The organism is Fusobacterium sp. JB019, from assembly GCA_030673965.1.
In the GTDB taxonomy this organism is placed as follows: Bacteria; Fusobacteriota; Fusobacteriia; order Fusobacteriales; family Fusobacteriaceae; genus Fusobacterium_B.
Map to the genome: position 1 here is coordinate 1 of JAUTCN010000010.1, position 15,469 is coordinate 15,469.

At 25.3% G+C, this 15,469-nt stretch carries 18 protein-coding genes and 1 riboswitch; of the genes, 12 read left to right on the forward strand and 6 right to left on the reverse strand.

Annotated features, from left to right (window positions below):
* The coding region (locus Q7K47_07400; protein ID MDP0507025.1) for a cation:dicarboxylase symporter family transporter at nucleotides 1-145 on the forward strand (145 nt) is incomplete at its 5' end.
* A gap of 34 nt (nucleotides 146-179) precedes the next feature.
* Here Q7K47_07400 and Q7K47_07405 read toward each other — a convergent pair.
* Entirely contained in the window at nucleotides 180-548 is a 369-nt protein-coding gene (locus tag Q7K47_07405; GenBank protein MDP0507026.1) for a hypothetical protein, read from the reverse strand.
* A 246-nt stretch (nucleotides 549-794) separates the two neighbouring features.
* Here Q7K47_07405 and Q7K47_07410 point away from each other — a divergent pair, with 246 nt between their 5' ends.
* On the forward strand, nucleotides 795-1,619 hold the full coding sequence (locus Q7K47_07410; protein ID MDP0507027.1) for a pyruvate, water dikinase regulatory protein: 825 nt from the start codon (nucleotides 795-797) through the stop codon (nucleotides 1,617-1,619).
* 38 nt (nucleotides 1,620-1,657) lie between these two features.
* A complete protein-coding gene (ppdK, locus tag Q7K47_07415) occupies nucleotides 1,658-4,261 on the forward strand; it encodes a pyruvate, phosphate dikinase (protein ID MDP0507028.1) in 2,604 nt (867 codons plus the stop codon).
* 71 nt (nucleotides 4,262-4,332) lie between these two features.
* Here ppdK and Q7K47_07420 read toward each other — a convergent pair whose 3' ends face one another.
* The 5 genes from Q7K47_07420 to Q7K47_07440 form a co-directional block, all read right to left on the reverse strand.
* Complete coding sequence (locus Q7K47_07420; protein MDP0507029.1) at nucleotides 4,333-4,776, reverse strand: hypothetical protein; 444 nt, start codon at nucleotides 4,774-4,776, stop codon at nucleotides 4,333-4,335.
* Nucleotides 4,777-4,794: 18 nt separating this feature from the next.
* Nucleotides 4,795-5,220 carry a DUF4402 domain-containing protein gene (locus tag Q7K47_07425; protein MDP0507030.1) on the reverse strand — a complete coding sequence of 142 codons (426 nt, stop codon included), beginning with the start codon at nucleotides 5,218-5,220 and terminating at the stop codon, nucleotides 4,795-4,797.
* Nucleotides 5,221-5,349: 129 nt separating this feature from the next.
* Entirely contained in the window at nucleotides 5,350-5,802 is a 453-nt protein-coding gene (locus Q7K47_07430) for a DUF4402 domain-containing protein (protein ID MDP0507031.1), read from the reverse strand.
* A gap of 230 nt (nucleotides 5,803-6,032) precedes the next feature.
* Nucleotides 6,033-6,482 (reverse strand): DUF4402 domain-containing protein, encoded by a 450-nt coding sequence (locus Q7K47_07435; GenBank protein MDP0507032.1) that lies wholly within the window; start codon nucleotides 6,480-6,482, stop codon nucleotides 6,033-6,035.
* A gap of 109 nt (nucleotides 6,483-6,591) precedes the next feature.
* Nucleotides 6,592-6,678, reverse strand: a riboswitch (cyclic di-GMP riboswitch).
* Nucleotides 6,679-6,732: 54 nt separating this feature from the next.
* Entirely contained in the window at nucleotides 6,733-7,638 is a 906-nt protein-coding gene (locus Q7K47_07440) for a radical SAM protein (GenBank protein ID MDP0507033.1), read from the reverse strand.
* 120 nt (nucleotides 7,639-7,758) lie between these two features.
* Between Q7K47_07440 and Q7K47_07445 the strand changes: the two genes are divergently transcribed.
* From Q7K47_07445 to Q7K47_07485, 9 genes are all read left to right on the forward strand, one after another.
* Nucleotides 7,759-8,151, forward strand: a complete 393-nt coding sequence (locus Q7K47_07445; protein MDP0507034.1) for a thioesterase family protein — start codon at nucleotides 7,759-7,761, stop codon at nucleotides 8,149-8,151.
* A gap of 67 nt (nucleotides 8,152-8,218) precedes the next feature.
* A complete protein-coding gene (locus tag Q7K47_07450; GenBank protein MDP0507035.1) occupies nucleotides 8,219-9,157 on the forward strand; it encodes a MoxR family ATPase in 939 nt (312 codons plus the stop codon).
* 42 nt (nucleotides 9,158-9,199) lie between these two features.
* A complete protein-coding gene (locus Q7K47_07455; protein ID MDP0507036.1) occupies nucleotides 9,200-10,021 on the forward strand; it encodes a DUF58 domain-containing protein in 822 nt (273 codons plus the stop codon).
* The gene (locus Q7K47_07460) at nucleotides 10,018-10,746 is read left to right on the forward strand and encodes a hypothetical protein (GenBank protein ID MDP0507037.1); all 729 of its coding nucleotides are present in this window, start codon (nucleotides 10,018-10,020) and stop codon (nucleotides 10,744-10,746) included. Before Q7K47_07455 ends, Q7K47_07460 begins: the two co-directional genes overlap by 4 nt.
* Nucleotides 10,739-11,698 (forward strand): VWA domain-containing protein, encoded by a 960-nt coding sequence (locus Q7K47_07465; protein MDP0507038.1) that lies wholly within the window; start codon nucleotides 10,739-10,741, stop codon nucleotides 11,696-11,698. Before Q7K47_07460 ends, Q7K47_07465 begins: the two co-directional genes overlap by 8 nt.
* A gap of 13 nt (nucleotides 11,699-11,711) precedes the next feature.
* Nucleotides 11,712-12,680 carry a VWA domain-containing protein gene (locus tag Q7K47_07470; GenBank protein ID MDP0507039.1) on the forward strand — a complete coding sequence of 323 codons (969 nt, stop codon included), beginning with the start codon at nucleotides 11,712-11,714 and terminating at the stop codon, nucleotides 12,678-12,680.
* Nucleotides 12,670-13,464, forward strand: a complete 795-nt coding sequence (locus Q7K47_07475; protein MDP0507040.1) for a hypothetical protein — start codon at nucleotides 12,670-12,672, stop codon at nucleotides 13,462-13,464. Before Q7K47_07470 ends, Q7K47_07475 begins: the two co-directional genes overlap by 11 nt.
* A gap of 20 nt (nucleotides 13,465-13,484) precedes the next feature.
* Complete coding sequence (locus tag Q7K47_07480; protein ID MDP0507041.1) at nucleotides 13,485-15,122, forward strand: BatD family protein; 1,638 nt, start codon at nucleotides 13,485-13,487, stop codon at nucleotides 15,120-15,122.
* A 175-nt stretch (nucleotides 15,123-15,297) separates the two neighbouring features.
* Nucleotides 15,298-15,426: a hypothetical protein gene (locus Q7K47_07485; protein MDP0507042.1), complete on the forward strand. Its 129-nt coding sequence runs from the start codon at nucleotides 15,298-15,300 to the stop codon at nucleotides 15,424-15,426.
* Nucleotides 15,427-15,469: the final 43 nt, after the last annotated feature.

A 15,469-nucleotide genomic window follows, 5' to 3' on the forward strand; every position in this document is an offset into this window, starting at 1 on the left:
GTTAGGTTTTGATGATACAGGAGTAGCTTTAATGCTAACAGTTTTTGCTCTTCAAGATAGTTTTGGTACTGCCTGTAATGTAACAGGAGATGGAGCTTTAACAATGATATTAAATGGGTTATATGCACATACAATTAAAGAATAAACAAAAAGAGCTGTTATTTACAGCTCTTTTTAATTTAATCATTGTATAAGCTAGTTAATGCTTCATTTATTTCGTTCCAATCAAATTCGTTACAGTAGAAAGTCATATCATCTGCATATGCTTTATAGATATCTTCAGGAGTAGTGTTTTCTAGTTCGAGAGCTTTTAATTCGTCTGAAGTTAAACTGTTTAAATCTTCCATTCCTTCATCGGCATCTATTTTAAATAATAGAAGACCTGTAGCTTTTTCACTGTGTATGAATTCTAAATTTCCATTTTCTAAATTTAATTGAGCTATTGTTGGTGTTCCGTAAGAATCATGTGCAGCAGTGTCCTTTATAATATCATAATAAGATAAAGATTTTACGATGTTTATTATCTTTTCTTTGTTTAAAAATGTCATAAATAAAACTCCTTTTAAATTGATATAAACTATAATTAGACTTTAATATAAAAACAAATAAAAGTCAATATGATTTTAAAAAGTACAGCATGCAAAAAACAAGGAATTTGTCAATAATAAAATATCCTGAAATATATTTTGAGTATTTATTAATCTAAATTTGATTTTTTTTTAATATTTTATTGCATTTTTCTCTAAATTGTCGTAGAATAAGTCTAGATAAAGAAAACTTGAGGGATGGTGAAAATGGAAAAGCTTAATATTCATATATTTTCAGATTCTTTTGGAGAATCTGGTGAACAAGTTGTAAGATGTGCTTTGAGTCAATTTGAACTAGAAAGTTCTAATTATAATTTAATAAAGCATAGACATGTTTCCGATTTAAAAGCTTTAAATAGAGAATTTGGGAAAATAAAAGAGTATTCTAATGTCTTTATGCTATTCACGTTGGTTAATTTAGAGGTTGTAGAAAAAGCTAAAGAATTTTGTGATTCTAAAGGAATTCAATATTCAGATTTATTAAATCCTCTTTTAAATTCTCTTAAAATACAAATAGGAAAAGATCCTAAAAGAGAGTCTGGTAAGTTTAGAGTTTTAGATGAAGAATATTTTAATCGTGTGGATGCTATTGAGTTTGCTGTTAAGTTTGATGATGGTAAAGATAGTAGAATGCTTCATGATGCAGATTTGATACTTATTGGAATATCAAGAACTTCAAAAACTCCTTTAAGTATTTATTTAGCGAATAAAGTTCATATAAAAGTTCTTAATATACCTTTGGTTCCAGAAGTGGAACCTCCAAAAGAATTATATGAAATTTCAAAAAAAAGGATAATAGGATTAACTAATTCTGTTGAAATGTTAAATAAAATAAGAAAAGAAAGAATAAAATGTATTGGAGTAAAAAATGGTTCTACTTATTCTTCTCTAGGTAGAATAATAGAAGAATTAGAATATGCTGAAAAGATTATGAAAAAGATAGGGTGTCCTATAATTGATGTTTCAGAAAAAGCTATAGAAGAGACAGCTCAAGTTATAGTTGAAATAATGAAGGAACAAGGTGTGCTTTAAAATTTAATTTTATAATAAGCTTTAGGAGGCTAATACAAATGAAAAAATTTATTTATTTTTTTAACGAAGGAAACAAGACAATGAGGGATTTGTTAGGTGGTAAAGGAGCTAATTTAGCAGAAATGACTAATATAGGTCTTCCAGTACCTGGAGGATTTACAATTTCAACAGATGCATGTTCTGAATTTTATAATCAAGATCAAAAAATTTGGACGGAGTTAAAAGAAGAAATATTGTTAAATATAAAAAAATTAGAAAATGAAACAGGAAAAACATTTGGTTATGGAGAAAATCCTTTATTAGTTTCAGTTCGTTCTGGAGCAGCAGTATCAATGCCAGGAATGATGGATACAGTTTTAAATTTAGGACTTAATGATAAAACAGTTGAAGCGCTTAGCGAAATGATAAATAATGAAAGAGCAGCTTGGGATTCTTATAGAAGATTTATTCAAATGTTTGGAGATGTTGTAAAAGAGGTTCCTAAATATAAGTTTGATATTATTATGGATAAAGTAAAAGAAGAAAAAAATATTATTACGGATTTGGAATTGACAACAGAAGATTTGAAAGACGTTGTAAAAAGATATAAAGATTTATATATTAGAGAAATAGGTGAAGAATTTCCTACAGAACCACTAGAACAATTATTAGATGCCGTTAGAGCAGTATTTAGTTCATGGAATAATTCAAGAGCAATAATTTATAGAGAGTTAAATGAAATAAAAGGAATAAAAGGGACTGCTGTAAATGTTCAAGCAATGGTATTTGGTAATATGGGAGATACTTCAGGAACAGGAGTCGCATTTACAAGAAATCCAGCTACGGGAACAAAAGAAATATTTGGAGAATACTTGATGAATGCTCAAGGAGAAGATGTAGTTGCAGGAATAAGAACTCCTCAAAAAATAGAAACATTGAAAGAAATAATGCCTGAAATATATGAGGAATTTTTAAATATTTGTAAAATATTAGAAAAGCACTATAAAGATATGCAAGATATGGAATTTACAATAGAAAGAGGAAAATTTTATATGTTGCAAACTAGAAATGGTAAAAGAACTTCAAAAGCGAGTATAAATATTGCAGTTGATATGGTTGAAGAAGGGTTGATAACTAAAGAAGAGGCTATTTTAAGAATTGATCCTAAGAATGTTGAACAATTATTACATAAAAATTTTTCTGAAGAAGGATTGAGAAATGCTAAATTAGTAGCTGAAGGTCTTGCTGCTTCTCCAGGAGCTGCATCAGGAAAAGTATGTTTTGATTGTGAATGTTTAAAAAAAGTTAAAAAGGGTATATTAGTAAGAATAGAAACCTCTCCAGAAGATATAGAAGGGATGAATATCGCAGAAGGAATTTTGACAATTCGTGGAGGGATGACATCTCATGCTGCTGTTGTTGCTAGAGGAATGGGGAAATGTTGCGTAAGTGGTTGTAGTGAAATTACTATAAATGAAGAAAAAAAAGAATTAGAGACAAGAGGATTAGTTATAAAAGAAGGAGATATTATTTCTATTGATGGTTCATCAGGAAAAGTTTATTTAGGAGATATTGAAAAAACAGATATAGAATTATCAGGTGCTTTTGAAAAATTTATTTCTTGGGTTGATGAAATAAGAAGACTACAAATTAGAATGAATGCAGATACTCCTAAAGATTGTGCTACAGGAATAAAATTTGGAGCAGAGGGAATAGGACTTTGTAGGACAGAACATATGTTTTTTGCTGAAGAAAAAATATGGTCAGTTAGAGAAATGATAGTTTCAAATACTTCTAAGGAAAGAAAGGTAGCTATTGATAAAATTTATCCTTTCCAAAAGAAAGATTTCTTTGAAATTTTTGAAATTATGGAAGGAAAACCAGTTACAGTTAGATTAATAGATCCTCCTTTACATGAATTTTTACCAAAAACAGAAGAAGAAATGAAAAAATTATCAAAATTGATGAATATAGAATTAGAAGAAATAAAAGAAAGATTAGAATCTCTTCATGAAGTAAACCCTATGTTAGGACATAGAGGATGTAGATTAGGAATAACTTATCCAGAATTGTATGAAATGCAGGCAAAAGCCATTATAGATTCAGCTTTAGAAGTTAAATCAAATGGAATAGAAGTAAATCCTGAGATAATGATACCTTTAGTAGGTTCAGATAAAGAATTAGGATATTTAAGAGAAAGAATAGAAAAGGTTATTGAGAATATTTTTAAAGAAAAGGGACAAAGATTAGATTATAAATTAGGAACCATGATAGAAGTTCCAAGAGCTTGTATTACAGCTGATGAGATAGCTAAAAAAGCAGATTTCTTTAGTTTTGGAACTAATGATTTAACTCAGATAACTTTCGGTTTTTCAAGAGATGATGCGGGTAAATTTATTAAAGAGTATGTTGAAAAAGGAATATTTGAGAAAGATCCATTTGTAAGTCTTGATCAAGAAGGTGTCGGAGAATTAATGAAATTGGCTATAAAAAAAGCCAGAACTATTAAAGAAAATATAAAACTTGGAATTTGTGGAGAACATGGTGGAGAGCCAAGTAGTGTAGAGTTTTGTAATAAAATAGGTCTTGATTATGTGTCTTGCTCTCCTTATAGAGTTTTAATTGCTAAAATAGCAGCAGCTCAAGGAGTTGTTAGAAAATAAAAAGGTTAGGTATATTGAATTAAAATAAATAAAGAATAGCGAGGAGGTGTCCTCGCTATTCTTTATTTATTTTAATCATATTTTATTTTAAATGTAGCACTACCTTTATAAATTCCTTGGTTGTTATTTTCACTAGTAATACTTCCTCTAACTATAATATCTCTAGAACCATTAGCGTTTATAAATTTAGCCATTTCTTCTGGAGAATTTAATTTAACTACCATTTTTTTATTTGTTTCTGTTTTTATTTCCGCTTCAGCAGGAAAAATAAATTGAATAGGAGCATTATATTTATCTGTTATAGTTATAATTTGGTCTTTTTCTACGGTCATATTAGATAAAAGTTGTTTAAATTCAAGAGGTTTAGTTTGCTTTATATTGAAAATAGGAACAATTTTAGCATGAACTTCTACTTGGGAAGTTATAACAGGTTTTGTGTTAATTATTTCAATAGTATTTCTTGCTAATAGGTTAGTAGAAATTGTTAATAAAATAAAAATATAAAATTTTTTCATAGTCCTCCCTTTAAAATATTAATCATATTTAACAGAAATATCAAAAGTTCCAGCATAATCTCCAATAACTGTAGTATCTGCAGCATGAAGGACACCTTTTATATTTATTTTAGCTTGACCATTTTCATCTAAAATTATTTTTTCAGTTTTTTCTGAAGAAAGGTTTAAAATCATAGTTTTTTCTCCATCTCTCATTGGAACTGTTTTAGGAATTTTAACAGTAACAGTATTTTGAGATCCAACGGAGCCATTAATATTTACATTTGTAAAAGCAACAGCATCTGATGCAAGAGGAATATCATTAAATTCCATTCCATTATTAACAATTGTTAAATTAGCAATAATATTTGCATTAATGTTTAAAGTATTAATAACGGAAGTTTTAGTATCTATATTTTTTGCAAAAATCAAGCTAGAAAATATAAAAAACATTATTTTTTTCATATTAAAATTCCTCCTTAAGTAATATAAATATATAATAACATAATTATATATTTATATAGAGAGTTTGTCAATATTAATGAAAATAAAAAGGGTACAAAATATGTACCCTTTTTATTTTCGTTAATATGATTAATTATATTTAACAGAAATAGTCACAGAACCAGTATGTTCCCCAGCTTTAGTAGTTTCTCCTTCAGCTATATTTCCAGAAATAGTTTGAGTCAAATTACCATCTGCATCTAAAGTTTGAGCCACATCATTATGTTCAGACGTTAAAGTAACAGTAGCAGTAGAACCACTAACTCCAACTCTTTCAATGGTAGTAGAGTCAGGAACAGTAACTATAACATTATTTCCTGGAGCTCCTTCAACAAGCATACTACCATCAGTTGTAGAATCAGCTTGTTTACCTATGATAATATCTCCAAATTCCATAGATTGTGATTCTTTAATTGACAAAGGAGCAAGAACGTTAGCATTTATTTTCAAATCTCCTTTTACCTCAGTACCTACTTCAACTTCATTTGCTGCTAGAGTAAGAGCTGACAAGCTTAAAAATATTAATAACAAAGTCTTTTTCATAATTAAACCTCCTGATTTTAAATAAATAGTGAGTAAAAACTATAAAAATATTGTTGTATAATTTTTTGTTTAAAGTAATTTTAACTTAATTCTTATATACTTAATTTTAGTATATAAAAAGATATTTGTCAAATCTCAAGAAAAGGAAGTTGTTTTTTTTAAAAAAGAAAGAGGTGTATATTATACACCTCTTTCAAGATAATCTTTTACTAGTTTCTAAATTTAAAATTTTAGTTATACATAACAGAAACAGTAACAGTACCAGTATGGACACCAGTTTTAGTGGTTTGACCTTTATCAATAACCCCATTGATAACTTCAGTTAAATGTCCCTCATCATCCAATGTTTGTGCGATACCATTTTTTAAAGAAGTTAAATTAACTGTAGCAGTGGAATTATCAACACCAACTCTTGAAATAGTCGTTGTATCAGGAAAAGAAATAGTAACACTGTTTCCAGCAGCTCCTGTAACTGTCATTTTACCAGGTGTAGTAGAAGTAGCTTTTTCTCCTAAAACAATGTCTCCAAAATCCATAGCCTGTTCTTCTGCAATTGATAAAGGTGCGATAACATTAGCATTAATATTTAAATCTCCACTAACATTTTCTCCTACTTTAACTTCTGCTGCCATCGACATAACTGATAATCCTAAAAATAGTCCTAATAATGTTTTTTTCATTTTACAATCCTCCTAATTTTTTATAAAAAATTCTTAATAGTTAGTAAGAATTGCAACTGGCTATCGTATTACACCAGGAACATTATAGCCAATAATTTAGGTATAAACCTAAAGCAACTGGCTGTCATATTACCTAAGTAACTTAGACCCTATAGCTTTGTGTCATCACTTTTCAATGATTTTACCGATTATCTTCTGTTCTCATTATATAATGTAATTTAATCTTTGTCAATCAAAGAATAGTAAGGTTTTAGAAGCCATTTCTACTATATTTTAAATATTTTTCATTTCTTTTTCTGATATAGTCATTTGATAGAGCATAATTAATTTCTTCTAAAAGTTCTTCCTTATCTTCAGGAAGATTTCCTCTAAGATTTAAGTAGTTAGAAGCATGGTTTGATCTAAAAATAATTTTTTCATTTTTAGGGATATTTATATTCTCAATAATCATCTTAATTTCTTCCATTATTTGATCTCCAGAAGCTTCTATAAATTCTCCTTTTTTACATCTAATATCGATATCTGTTTCAGGGTGGACAACTAAACAAAGGATCCCTAAATATTCTGGAATGATTTTACTTATAACTTTTCCAGTATTAATAGCATGGTTAGTACTATCCTGATTACCTAAAATTCCAGCAATTACAGTTACGGAAAGTTGGAATCCTAATTTTTTCATTTTTAAGGAAGCTTCTGTAATCTCTTCAGCAGTAGCTCCTTTTTTAATTTCTTTTAAAGTTTCATTATCTCCACTTTCAAGCCCTATATAAACGAGAGAAACGCCGAGTTCTCTAATTTGTTTTAATTCTTCTTCTGTTTTTAAAAGTATAGATCTAGGACTAGCATATAGAGAAATTCTTTTAACTTCTGGAAATTTTAAATTTATATATTTTAAAATTTTAACAAGACTTTCAGTTTTCATAATAAGAGCGTCTCCATCAGCTAAAAAGATTTTATCAATATAACTAATTTGTTTTCTAAAAAAATCAATTTCAGCTTTTATTTGATCAAAAGGTTTAATTATAAATTGTTTACCTTTGTACATGTTACAAAAAGTACATTTATTATGGGAACATCCTAAAGTAATTTGGATTATTAAACTATAAGCTTCACTAGGTGGTCTATAAAGTGGATAATTATACACGTCATCAATCATTTTAAATCTCCTTTTAAATTTATTTTATTTTAAAGATATCATAACATTTTTTTTTAAAAATTTAAAGAAAATAAAATAAAGTGTTATACTATAAAAAAAACAAAATAAGGAAGGTGTAAAATGTTTAGTACTAATTATAAAGTGAGAATAGATGATATAAATTATGGCGGTCATATGGGAAATGAAAGAGCTTTGGTAATATTTCAACAAACAAGAATGGAATGGCTAAATTATTTAGAGCTAGATGAAATTAATATTGGAGAAGGAAAAGGAACTATTCAATTAGAATCTCATGTTTACTATTTAAAAGAAGTAATTTTAGGAGAAGAGTTATTATGTTTTATTAAAGAAGTAAAATTAGGTAAAATTGATTTTGAAATATTTTACGAAATAAAAGATAAAAAAGAAGAAATAGTATTAAAAGGTTCTACTAAAATGATGGCATTTGATTATGAAAGAAAAAGAGTGAGTAGAATTCCTAAAAGTTTTAAAGAAAAAATCAACAAAAACTAGAAAGTAGTCGTCTAAAATCTTGGATTTTAAAATCATATAAATTAAATATATTTTAGGAGGCATAAAATTGGAGAATAAAGAAGCAATACTACTGTTAAGAAATGAAATAGGTAAAAAAGTTATAGGACAGAAAGGTATGATAGATAAAGTTTTAATTGGAATTTTAACAGAAAGTCATATTTTACTAGAGGGGTTACCAGGCCTAGCTAAGTCTTTGACGGTAAATACTATTTCTAAGACTTTAGGCTTGAAATTTTCAAGAATACAATTTACACCAGACTTATTGCCTAGTGATATTATTGGAACAGAAATCTACAATGAAAAGACAGGAGAATTTTATACTAAAAAAGGCCCATTGTTTGCTAATATAATTTTAGCTGATGAAATAAATAGAGCTCCTGCTAAGGTTCAAGCTGCTCTTTTAGAAGCGATGCAAGAAAAACAAGTAACAATTTCAAATGAAACTTTTAAATTAGAAAAACCTTTTGTTGTTTTAGCTACACAAAATCCAATAGAACAGGACGGGACATATCCTTTACCAGAAGCTCAACAAGATAGATTTTTAATGAAGGTTAAGGTGGAATATCCATCTAAAAATGAAGAGATGGCATTTTTAAATTTGATAACAGAAGATAAAGATTTTGATAATATAGAATTAAAAGAAATATTAACAAAAGAAAAATTAAAAGACTTGAAAGAACAAGTGAAAAAAATTCATATTGATGAAAAGTTAAAAGAATATATTTTAAATCTTGTTTTTAAAACAAGAGAAAAATCAGAATATATTTTATGTGGAGCATCTCCTAGAGCAAGTATAGCTCTTGTAAAGGCTGCTAAGGCTAATGCTTTTTTAGAAGGAAGAGATTTTGTAATGCCAGGAGATATTAAAAAAGTTATATATGATGTACTTCGTCATAGAATATTATTATCTTATGAAGCAGAAGCTGATGAGAAAACAGTTGAAGAAATAATTATGGGAATAATAGAATCAGTTGATCTTCCATAGAAAATTTAAGAACTAAAAATATTAGTTTAAAAGGAGGGGAAGATGACTAGAAAAGAACTTTTAAAAAAAATAAAAAAAATAGATGTAAAAACATCTGCTTTAGCAGAAGATTTATTTATAGGGAAATATCATTCTTGTTTTAAAGGTAACGGGATGGAATTTTCAGATATAAGAAAATATGAACTAGGGGATGATATAAAAAGAATAGATTGGAAAACAAGTGCAAGGCAAAGAAAAACTTATGTTAAGGAATATCAAGAAGAAAGAGAGCTTTCTATGTATTTATTAATAGATATATCTTTTTCAAATAGTTTCACTTCTAAGAAAGATTTGATAACGCAACTTATAGCAACTTTAGTTTTTAGTGCAGATAAAAATAATGATAGATTTGGAGCTATATTTTTTAGTGATAAAATTGAAAAAGTTATAAAGCTAGGAAAAGGGAAAAATCATGCTTTATCAATAATAGAGGAAATATTGAAAATAGAACCTAGTAGTAAGGGAACAAATATAATACAAGTTTTAAATTATTTTAATAAAATCCAAAAAAGAAGAGGAATAGTTTTTTTGATTTCTGATTTTTTAGATGATGATTATGAGAAAGTGATGAGAATAACTTCAAAAAAACATGATTTAATTTCAGTAAGGGTTTTAGATGAAAAATTAAAATTACTTCCTAAGGGAGTAGTATTTAATTTGAAAGATTCAGAAACAGATGAAATAATTACAGTAGGAAACTTTAAAAAAGATATTTTTCTTGAAGATAAGAAGATAAGAAATGTTTTAGATATTTATACAAACGAAGATTACATAAAGGCTTTAGTCAAATTTTTTAAAAAAAGAAATGGTAGGGGTAGACTATGATAAGTAGAAAGAAAAATATATTTATAATTTTTATATTTATTTTTAGTTTAGCTTTTTCAAAGGAAATATATGTAGGAGATAAAATAAGTTTAAATATAAAAAATAGTAATATAAATGAAATAAAAGAAGCGTTTAAAGATTATCATGTAGATAAAATAGAAAAAGATAAAGAAGGATATAATATATTTTTTAGAACATTTAAAGTAGGAGATAATATTATAAATATTGGAAATAATAAAATAATTTTAAAAATTAAAAGTTCATTAGGTAAGGAAGATAAAAATATTTATATGGATTTATCTGATAAAAGTAATAAAGAAGTAAAAAATCTTAAATTTCCAATTTTCACACTATTGAGTGGAATTATAGGGATTTTTCTTTTTATTTTCTCAATTTTAAAAATTATAAAGAGAAAAAAAATAATAAGAGAAATATCCTATGAAGAAATTTTTCAAAGAAAAATAAATAAACTAAGTTTAGATAAATTTCATTTTGAAATAAGCATAGCTTTGAGAGAATACATAGATAGTAAATATAATAGTAATTTTTTAGCAGGAAATTATAAAAAAATAGGAAATATAACAGAAGATGATATTTATTTTATAAAATCTTTAGACTATTATAAATTTTCAAAAAATAAATTAAAAGAAGTGACTTATTATAAACAAAAAGCTTTAGAAATATTTAATAAAATAAAAGAGAAAGGAGAGATGAAAAATGTTTAAATTTCAGAATCCTTATTTTTTTATTTTAATTCTTGTTATTATTTATTTGTTTTTTAAAAAGCGAAAAAAAATAGGAATAACAATACCCAGTGTAAAAAAAGTTAAAAAATATTCTTTATTTAATAAAAAATATTTAATTGGAAAGTATCTGATATTTATTTCAATGATTTTAATGATAGCAGCTTTAGCCAGGCCGCAAATAGTATCAAAAGAAACTAAAATAAAAAAAGATGGTGTTGACATAGTTATTTCTTTAGATTTATCTTTATCCATGCTTCAAGAAGATTTTAAACCAAATAGATTAGAAAAATCTAAAGAAATGTTAAAAAAATTTATACAAAAAAGACCGAATGATAGATTAGGGTTAGTTATTTTTGGTGGGGACGCCTATACCAAAATACCACTAACATTTGATAATCAAATGGTTAAAGAAACAGTTGATAAAATAACTATAGATGATATAACGAGTAATAAAAGGACAGCTATCGGAATGGGATTAGGAGTATCTTTAAATAGACTGAAGGATTCTAAGGCAAAATCCAAAGTTATTATTCTTATGACAGATGGAGAGAATAATGCGGGGAGTATTAGTCCTAAAGAAGCAACAAAACTTGCAAAGAAAATGGGGATAAAAATATATACAATAGGTATAGGTGCAAAAGAAATACAGGTTTCAACACTTTTAGGAAAAAGAACTTTAAGAAATACTCAATTAGATGAGAATTTACTTAAAAACATAGCTCAAGAAACTAATGGTAAATACTTTAGAGCAAGTGATGCTGATGAATTTAATAAAATTTTTAATGAAATAAATAAATTAGAAAAAAGTAAAATAGAAGCAAGAGAATTTTATTCAAAAGAGGAATATTATATTCCACTATTAAAAGGAGCATTAATTTTACTTGCTTTAGGGATATTATTTGAATTTTTGCTATTTATAAGATTACCTTAATTAAGGAGGAATAATGAAATTTGGAAATTTGGAAAATATATATTATTTTATTTTTCCTATTTTAATTTTATTTTTGATGATATTAGGAATGAAAAAAAGGAATAGTGTATTAAAAATATTAAGAATAGAAAGAGATAGAAAAATTTATTTTATAAAAATTATAAATATAATTTTTGGAAGTATTTTAATTTGTGTTGCATTATTATCTCCTCAAAAATTATTAAAAGAAAAAGAAATAGAAGTAGAAGGGAACAATATATATATATTGGTAGATACATCACGTTCTATGTTAGTGGAAGATGTATACCCTAATAGGATAGAACTAGGGAAAAGAGTTATTAAAAAAATATTAAGAGGGATAAAGGGAGATAAAATAGGAATTATTCCTTTTTCAGATAGTGCTTATATTCAAATGCCATTAACAGAAGATTATTCAATAGGAGAAAATTATGTAAATGCAATAGATACAAATTTGATTTCTGGTGGAGGAACAAAGATAATAGATGCTTTGAAAATTGCAAATAATTCTTTTAAAGAGATAAATACGGAAAAAAAAATAGTCTTGATAGTTTCAGATGGTGGAGAAGAAGAAAAAGATGTAGCTGATTTTGTTAAAACTAATAATATAATTGTATATTCAATAGGAATAGGGACTGCTAAAGGAGAAGTTATACCAGATTATAAGAATGGCAAAAGAAATGGTTTTATTAAAAATAAAAAAGGAGCAATTGTTGTAAGTAAATTAAACACTTCTTTTTTGAAAAAATTGTCTAATTTAAGTAAAGGAAAATATTATGAAGTTAATAATTTGAATGATAATAGTAAGGAATTTGTTTCAGATATTAAAAATATTGATAAAGATAAACTGAGCAATGAAAAAATAAGCATTTATCAAAAATATTATCAATATTTTACATTAATTGGAATAATTTTTATATTATTTGGATATTTTTTTAATAGGAGATTAAGTTATGAAGAATAAAAATATGTATTCGTTAATTTCTGGGATAATTTTAATTTTAAGTTGTGGATATTTTTTTGATAATGTAAAAACATATTATTTTATAAATAAAGGAAATAAATATTATTATACAAAAGAATATAAAAAAGCGAAAAAATATTATGAGAAGGCTTTTTTTATAAAAAAAAGTGAAGTAATAAAAAATAATTTAATAATAAATGATTATGAAGCAAAAAATTATTTAGAAGTTTTAAAAAGAAAAGGGAATAAAAATTTTTTAAATGGAAATTCTTTTGTTAAATTATCTCAAAATAGAAATAATAAAGAAAAATTGAAAGAAGCTTTAGAATCTTATAAAAAAGAAATGATAAAAAATTCTGATATGAATATAAAGAAAAATTATGAAATTATTTTGAAGGAAGTCAATAAAAATAAACAAAAAAAAGATCAACAAAAAGAGCAAAAGAATCAAGAACAAAAAAATCAAAATCAAGAGAATAAGGATAGAAAAAATAAACAAAATCAGAGTCAAAAAAATGAGCAGAAAAATGAAAAAAAACAAGATTCGGAAAACAATAAAAATGAGCAGAAAAATCAAAGACAGCAAAAGCTAGATAAAAAAGATGACTCAAATAATAATAAACAAAAGAAGATTAATCAAAGTCAAAATAACAAAGATGAAAATAGGGAAAAAGAAGAAATTAATATGGTTTTAAAAAGATTAGAAGGAAGTGAAAAACAAGCTTTTAAAAATAATGAAAGATTAATAAATTTAACAAATAATAGAGAAGAAAATAGATGGTAAAATTAAGTAGGAGATGAATTATGATTTTAAAAATAATAATGTTTTTATTAATAAGTACTTTAAGTTTTTCAGAAATATTATTGACAACAGATAATGATAGTCCAGGTTTAAATAATCCTATAAAAGTTATAGTGGAATTTAAAAATATGAAAAGAGAAAATTATTATTTAGATGGAATAAATAATTTTGAAGTTTTGTATAGGAGTAGTAGAAGTTCAACTTCTTGGATTAATGGTAAAAAGACATCAATAAAATCAGATATATATACAGTGATGCCTTCTAAATTAGGTAAATTTGATTTAAGTGTTTGGGTAAAAGGGCAATTAAAATCTAATAGATTAAGGATAGAAGTAAAAAAAGATTCTATAAATAATTCCAATAATAATTTAATAAGTAAGAAGGTATCTTTAAATATAAAAAAACTGAATAAGAATTATTATTTTGGAGAAAAAATACCTTATTTTGAGAAACTTAATATAAGAACTTCATTAAGAAGTTATGGGTATATAGTTCAACCTAGTTTTGAGGGATTTACGGTAAAAGATATAACAAAAAGAGATAACAATGGATATCCTTTAACTAAAAGAGTTGTAGAAAATGGGAAAGAAAAAGTAGAAATAAAATTAATAGAAAATATTTTAGAGGCAAATTCAACAGGAAAAAAAACAATAAAAGAGGGGAAAATAAAAGTTGAAGAATCAACAGATGATTTTTTTGGAATAGAACCTTCTAAGGCTATGTTTTTTGGTGGTAAAAAGATTAATGTCAATATTTTACCACTTCCAGAAAAAGGGAAACCTAAAAATTTTCAAATGGTTATTGGTGAACTAGAAGGAAAATATAAATGGAACAAAATTGATAAAGTTAAGTTAGGAGAAAGCTTTTCTTTAAAAATAAATTTTTCAGGAAATGTTAACTTAAATTATTTAGAAAAAATAATTAATGAACAAAATAATAATTTTAATATTTATACAAGTGTTTCAAATGAAAGTGAGAAAATAATAAAAAATAAATATTATGCAACAAAAGATTTTGAAATTGCATTTATTCCTAAAAAAACAGGAAAATTAAAAATATCTGAAATTAGAATTCCATATTTTGATACGAAAGAAAAGAAGTACAAGGTTTTTAAAATTCCATCTAAAGAGATAGTGGTAACAGGTACTTATAATGACAAAGATTATGAAAAAAATATGATGTCTTTAAAAGAAAATAATTCTTTAATAAATCATAAAGATTCTAATTTTGATAAAGAAATGAAAAAAGAAATTATAATTTCAAGTGTTTTAGAAAAAACTAAAAAGACTAAAGGTACTAAAAAAGATTTATTTTTAATTATACTTTTTTTCATAGCTTTAGGAGAAGGAGGATATATATTAAAATTATCAATGGATAAGAAAACTAATAAAAAAGAATATAAAGATTTATATAGAAAAATATTAAAAACAAATAACAATAAAGATTTTTATGAACAATATTGTTTATATATGAAAATCAGATATAATTTTAGTCCTAAAGCTCAATTTGAAGATATTTTAATAAAAAATGGTGGAAATGAAAATTTGATTAATTTAAATAGAAAAATAGATAAAAATATGTTTGAAAATATTGAAATAGATAAAAAAGAAGCTGTATCTATTTTGAAAAAAAATAAATAAGGAGGATTTTATGGAAATAACAGGAAAAGTTTTAGAGTTTATGAAAAAGAAAAAATTTCAAGGAATTATTTTAAGTAAAGTTGAAGTAAAATTTGGCTGAGTTGGATGTCAAGAAGAAATTCAAGGAGAATTTTTAAAAGAAGAAGAGTTAAAAAAATATTCAGGAGTAGAAAATTTGATAGTAGTTGAAAATAAAGGGATAAAAGTGTTTGTTCCTTTAAACATAAAATCAGTAGATAAACTAGTTGTTGATTCTCAATTTAGTTTTTTTGGTGTAATGAAATTAAAAATATTCATAAAATAATTGTAATTTTAAAAAAAATATGGTAGAATGCTTGAAATTTTAT

Bases quoted from the DNA above. Each gene is read 5' to 3' on its own strand.
- Q7K47_07405 (MDP0507026.1), bottom strand. From the start codon at position 548: ATGACATTTTTAAACAAAGAAAAGATAATAAACATCGTAAAATCTTTA.
- Q7K47_07410 (MDP0507027.1), top strand. From the start codon at position 795: ATGGAAAAGCTTAATATTCATATATTTTCAGATTCTTTTGGAGAATCT.
- ppdK (MDP0507028.1), top strand. From the start codon at position 1,658: ATGAAAAAATTTATTTATTTTTTTAACGAAGGAAACAAGACAATGAGG.
- Q7K47_07420 (MDP0507029.1), bottom strand. From the start codon at position 4,776: ATGAAAAAATTTTATATTTTTATTTTATTAACAATTTCTACTAACCTA.
- Q7K47_07425 (MDP0507030.1), bottom strand. From the start codon at position 5,220: ATGAAAAAAATAATGTTTTTTATATTTTCTAGCTTGATTTTTGCAAAA.
- Q7K47_07430 (MDP0507031.1), bottom strand. From the start codon at position 5,802: ATGAAAAAGACTTTGTTATTAATATTTTTAAGCTTGTCAGCTCTTACT.
- Q7K47_07435 (MDP0507032.1), bottom strand. From the start codon at position 6,482: ATGAAAAAAACATTATTAGGACTATTTTTAGGATTATCAGTTATGTCG.
- Q7K47_07440 (MDP0507033.1), bottom strand. From the start codon at position 7,638: ATGATTGATGACGTGTATAATTATCCACTTTATAGACCACCTAGTGAA.
- Q7K47_07445 (MDP0507034.1), top strand. From the start codon at position 7,759: ATGTTTAGTACTAATTATAAAGTGAGAATAGATGATATAAATTATGGC.
- Q7K47_07455 (MDP0507036.1), top strand. From the start codon at position 9,200: ATGACTAGAAAAGAACTTTTAAAAAAAATAAAAAAAATAGATGTAAAA.
- Q7K47_07460 (MDP0507037.1), top strand. From the start codon at position 10,018: ATGATAAGTAGAAAGAAAAATATATTTATAATTTTTATATTTATTTTT.
- Q7K47_07465 (MDP0507038.1), top strand. From the start codon at position 10,739: ATGTTTAAATTTCAGAATCCTTATTTTTTTATTTTAATTCTTGTTATT.
- Q7K47_07470 (MDP0507039.1), top strand. From the start codon at position 11,712: ATGAAATTTGGAAATTTGGAAAATATATATTATTTTATTTTTCCTATT.
- Q7K47_07475 (MDP0507040.1), top strand. From the start codon at position 12,670: ATGAAGAATAAAAATATGTATTCGTTAATTTCTGGGATAATTTTAATT.
- Q7K47_07480 (MDP0507041.1), top strand. From the start codon at position 13,485: ATGATTTTAAAAATAATAATGTTTTTATTAATAAGTACTTTAAGTTTT.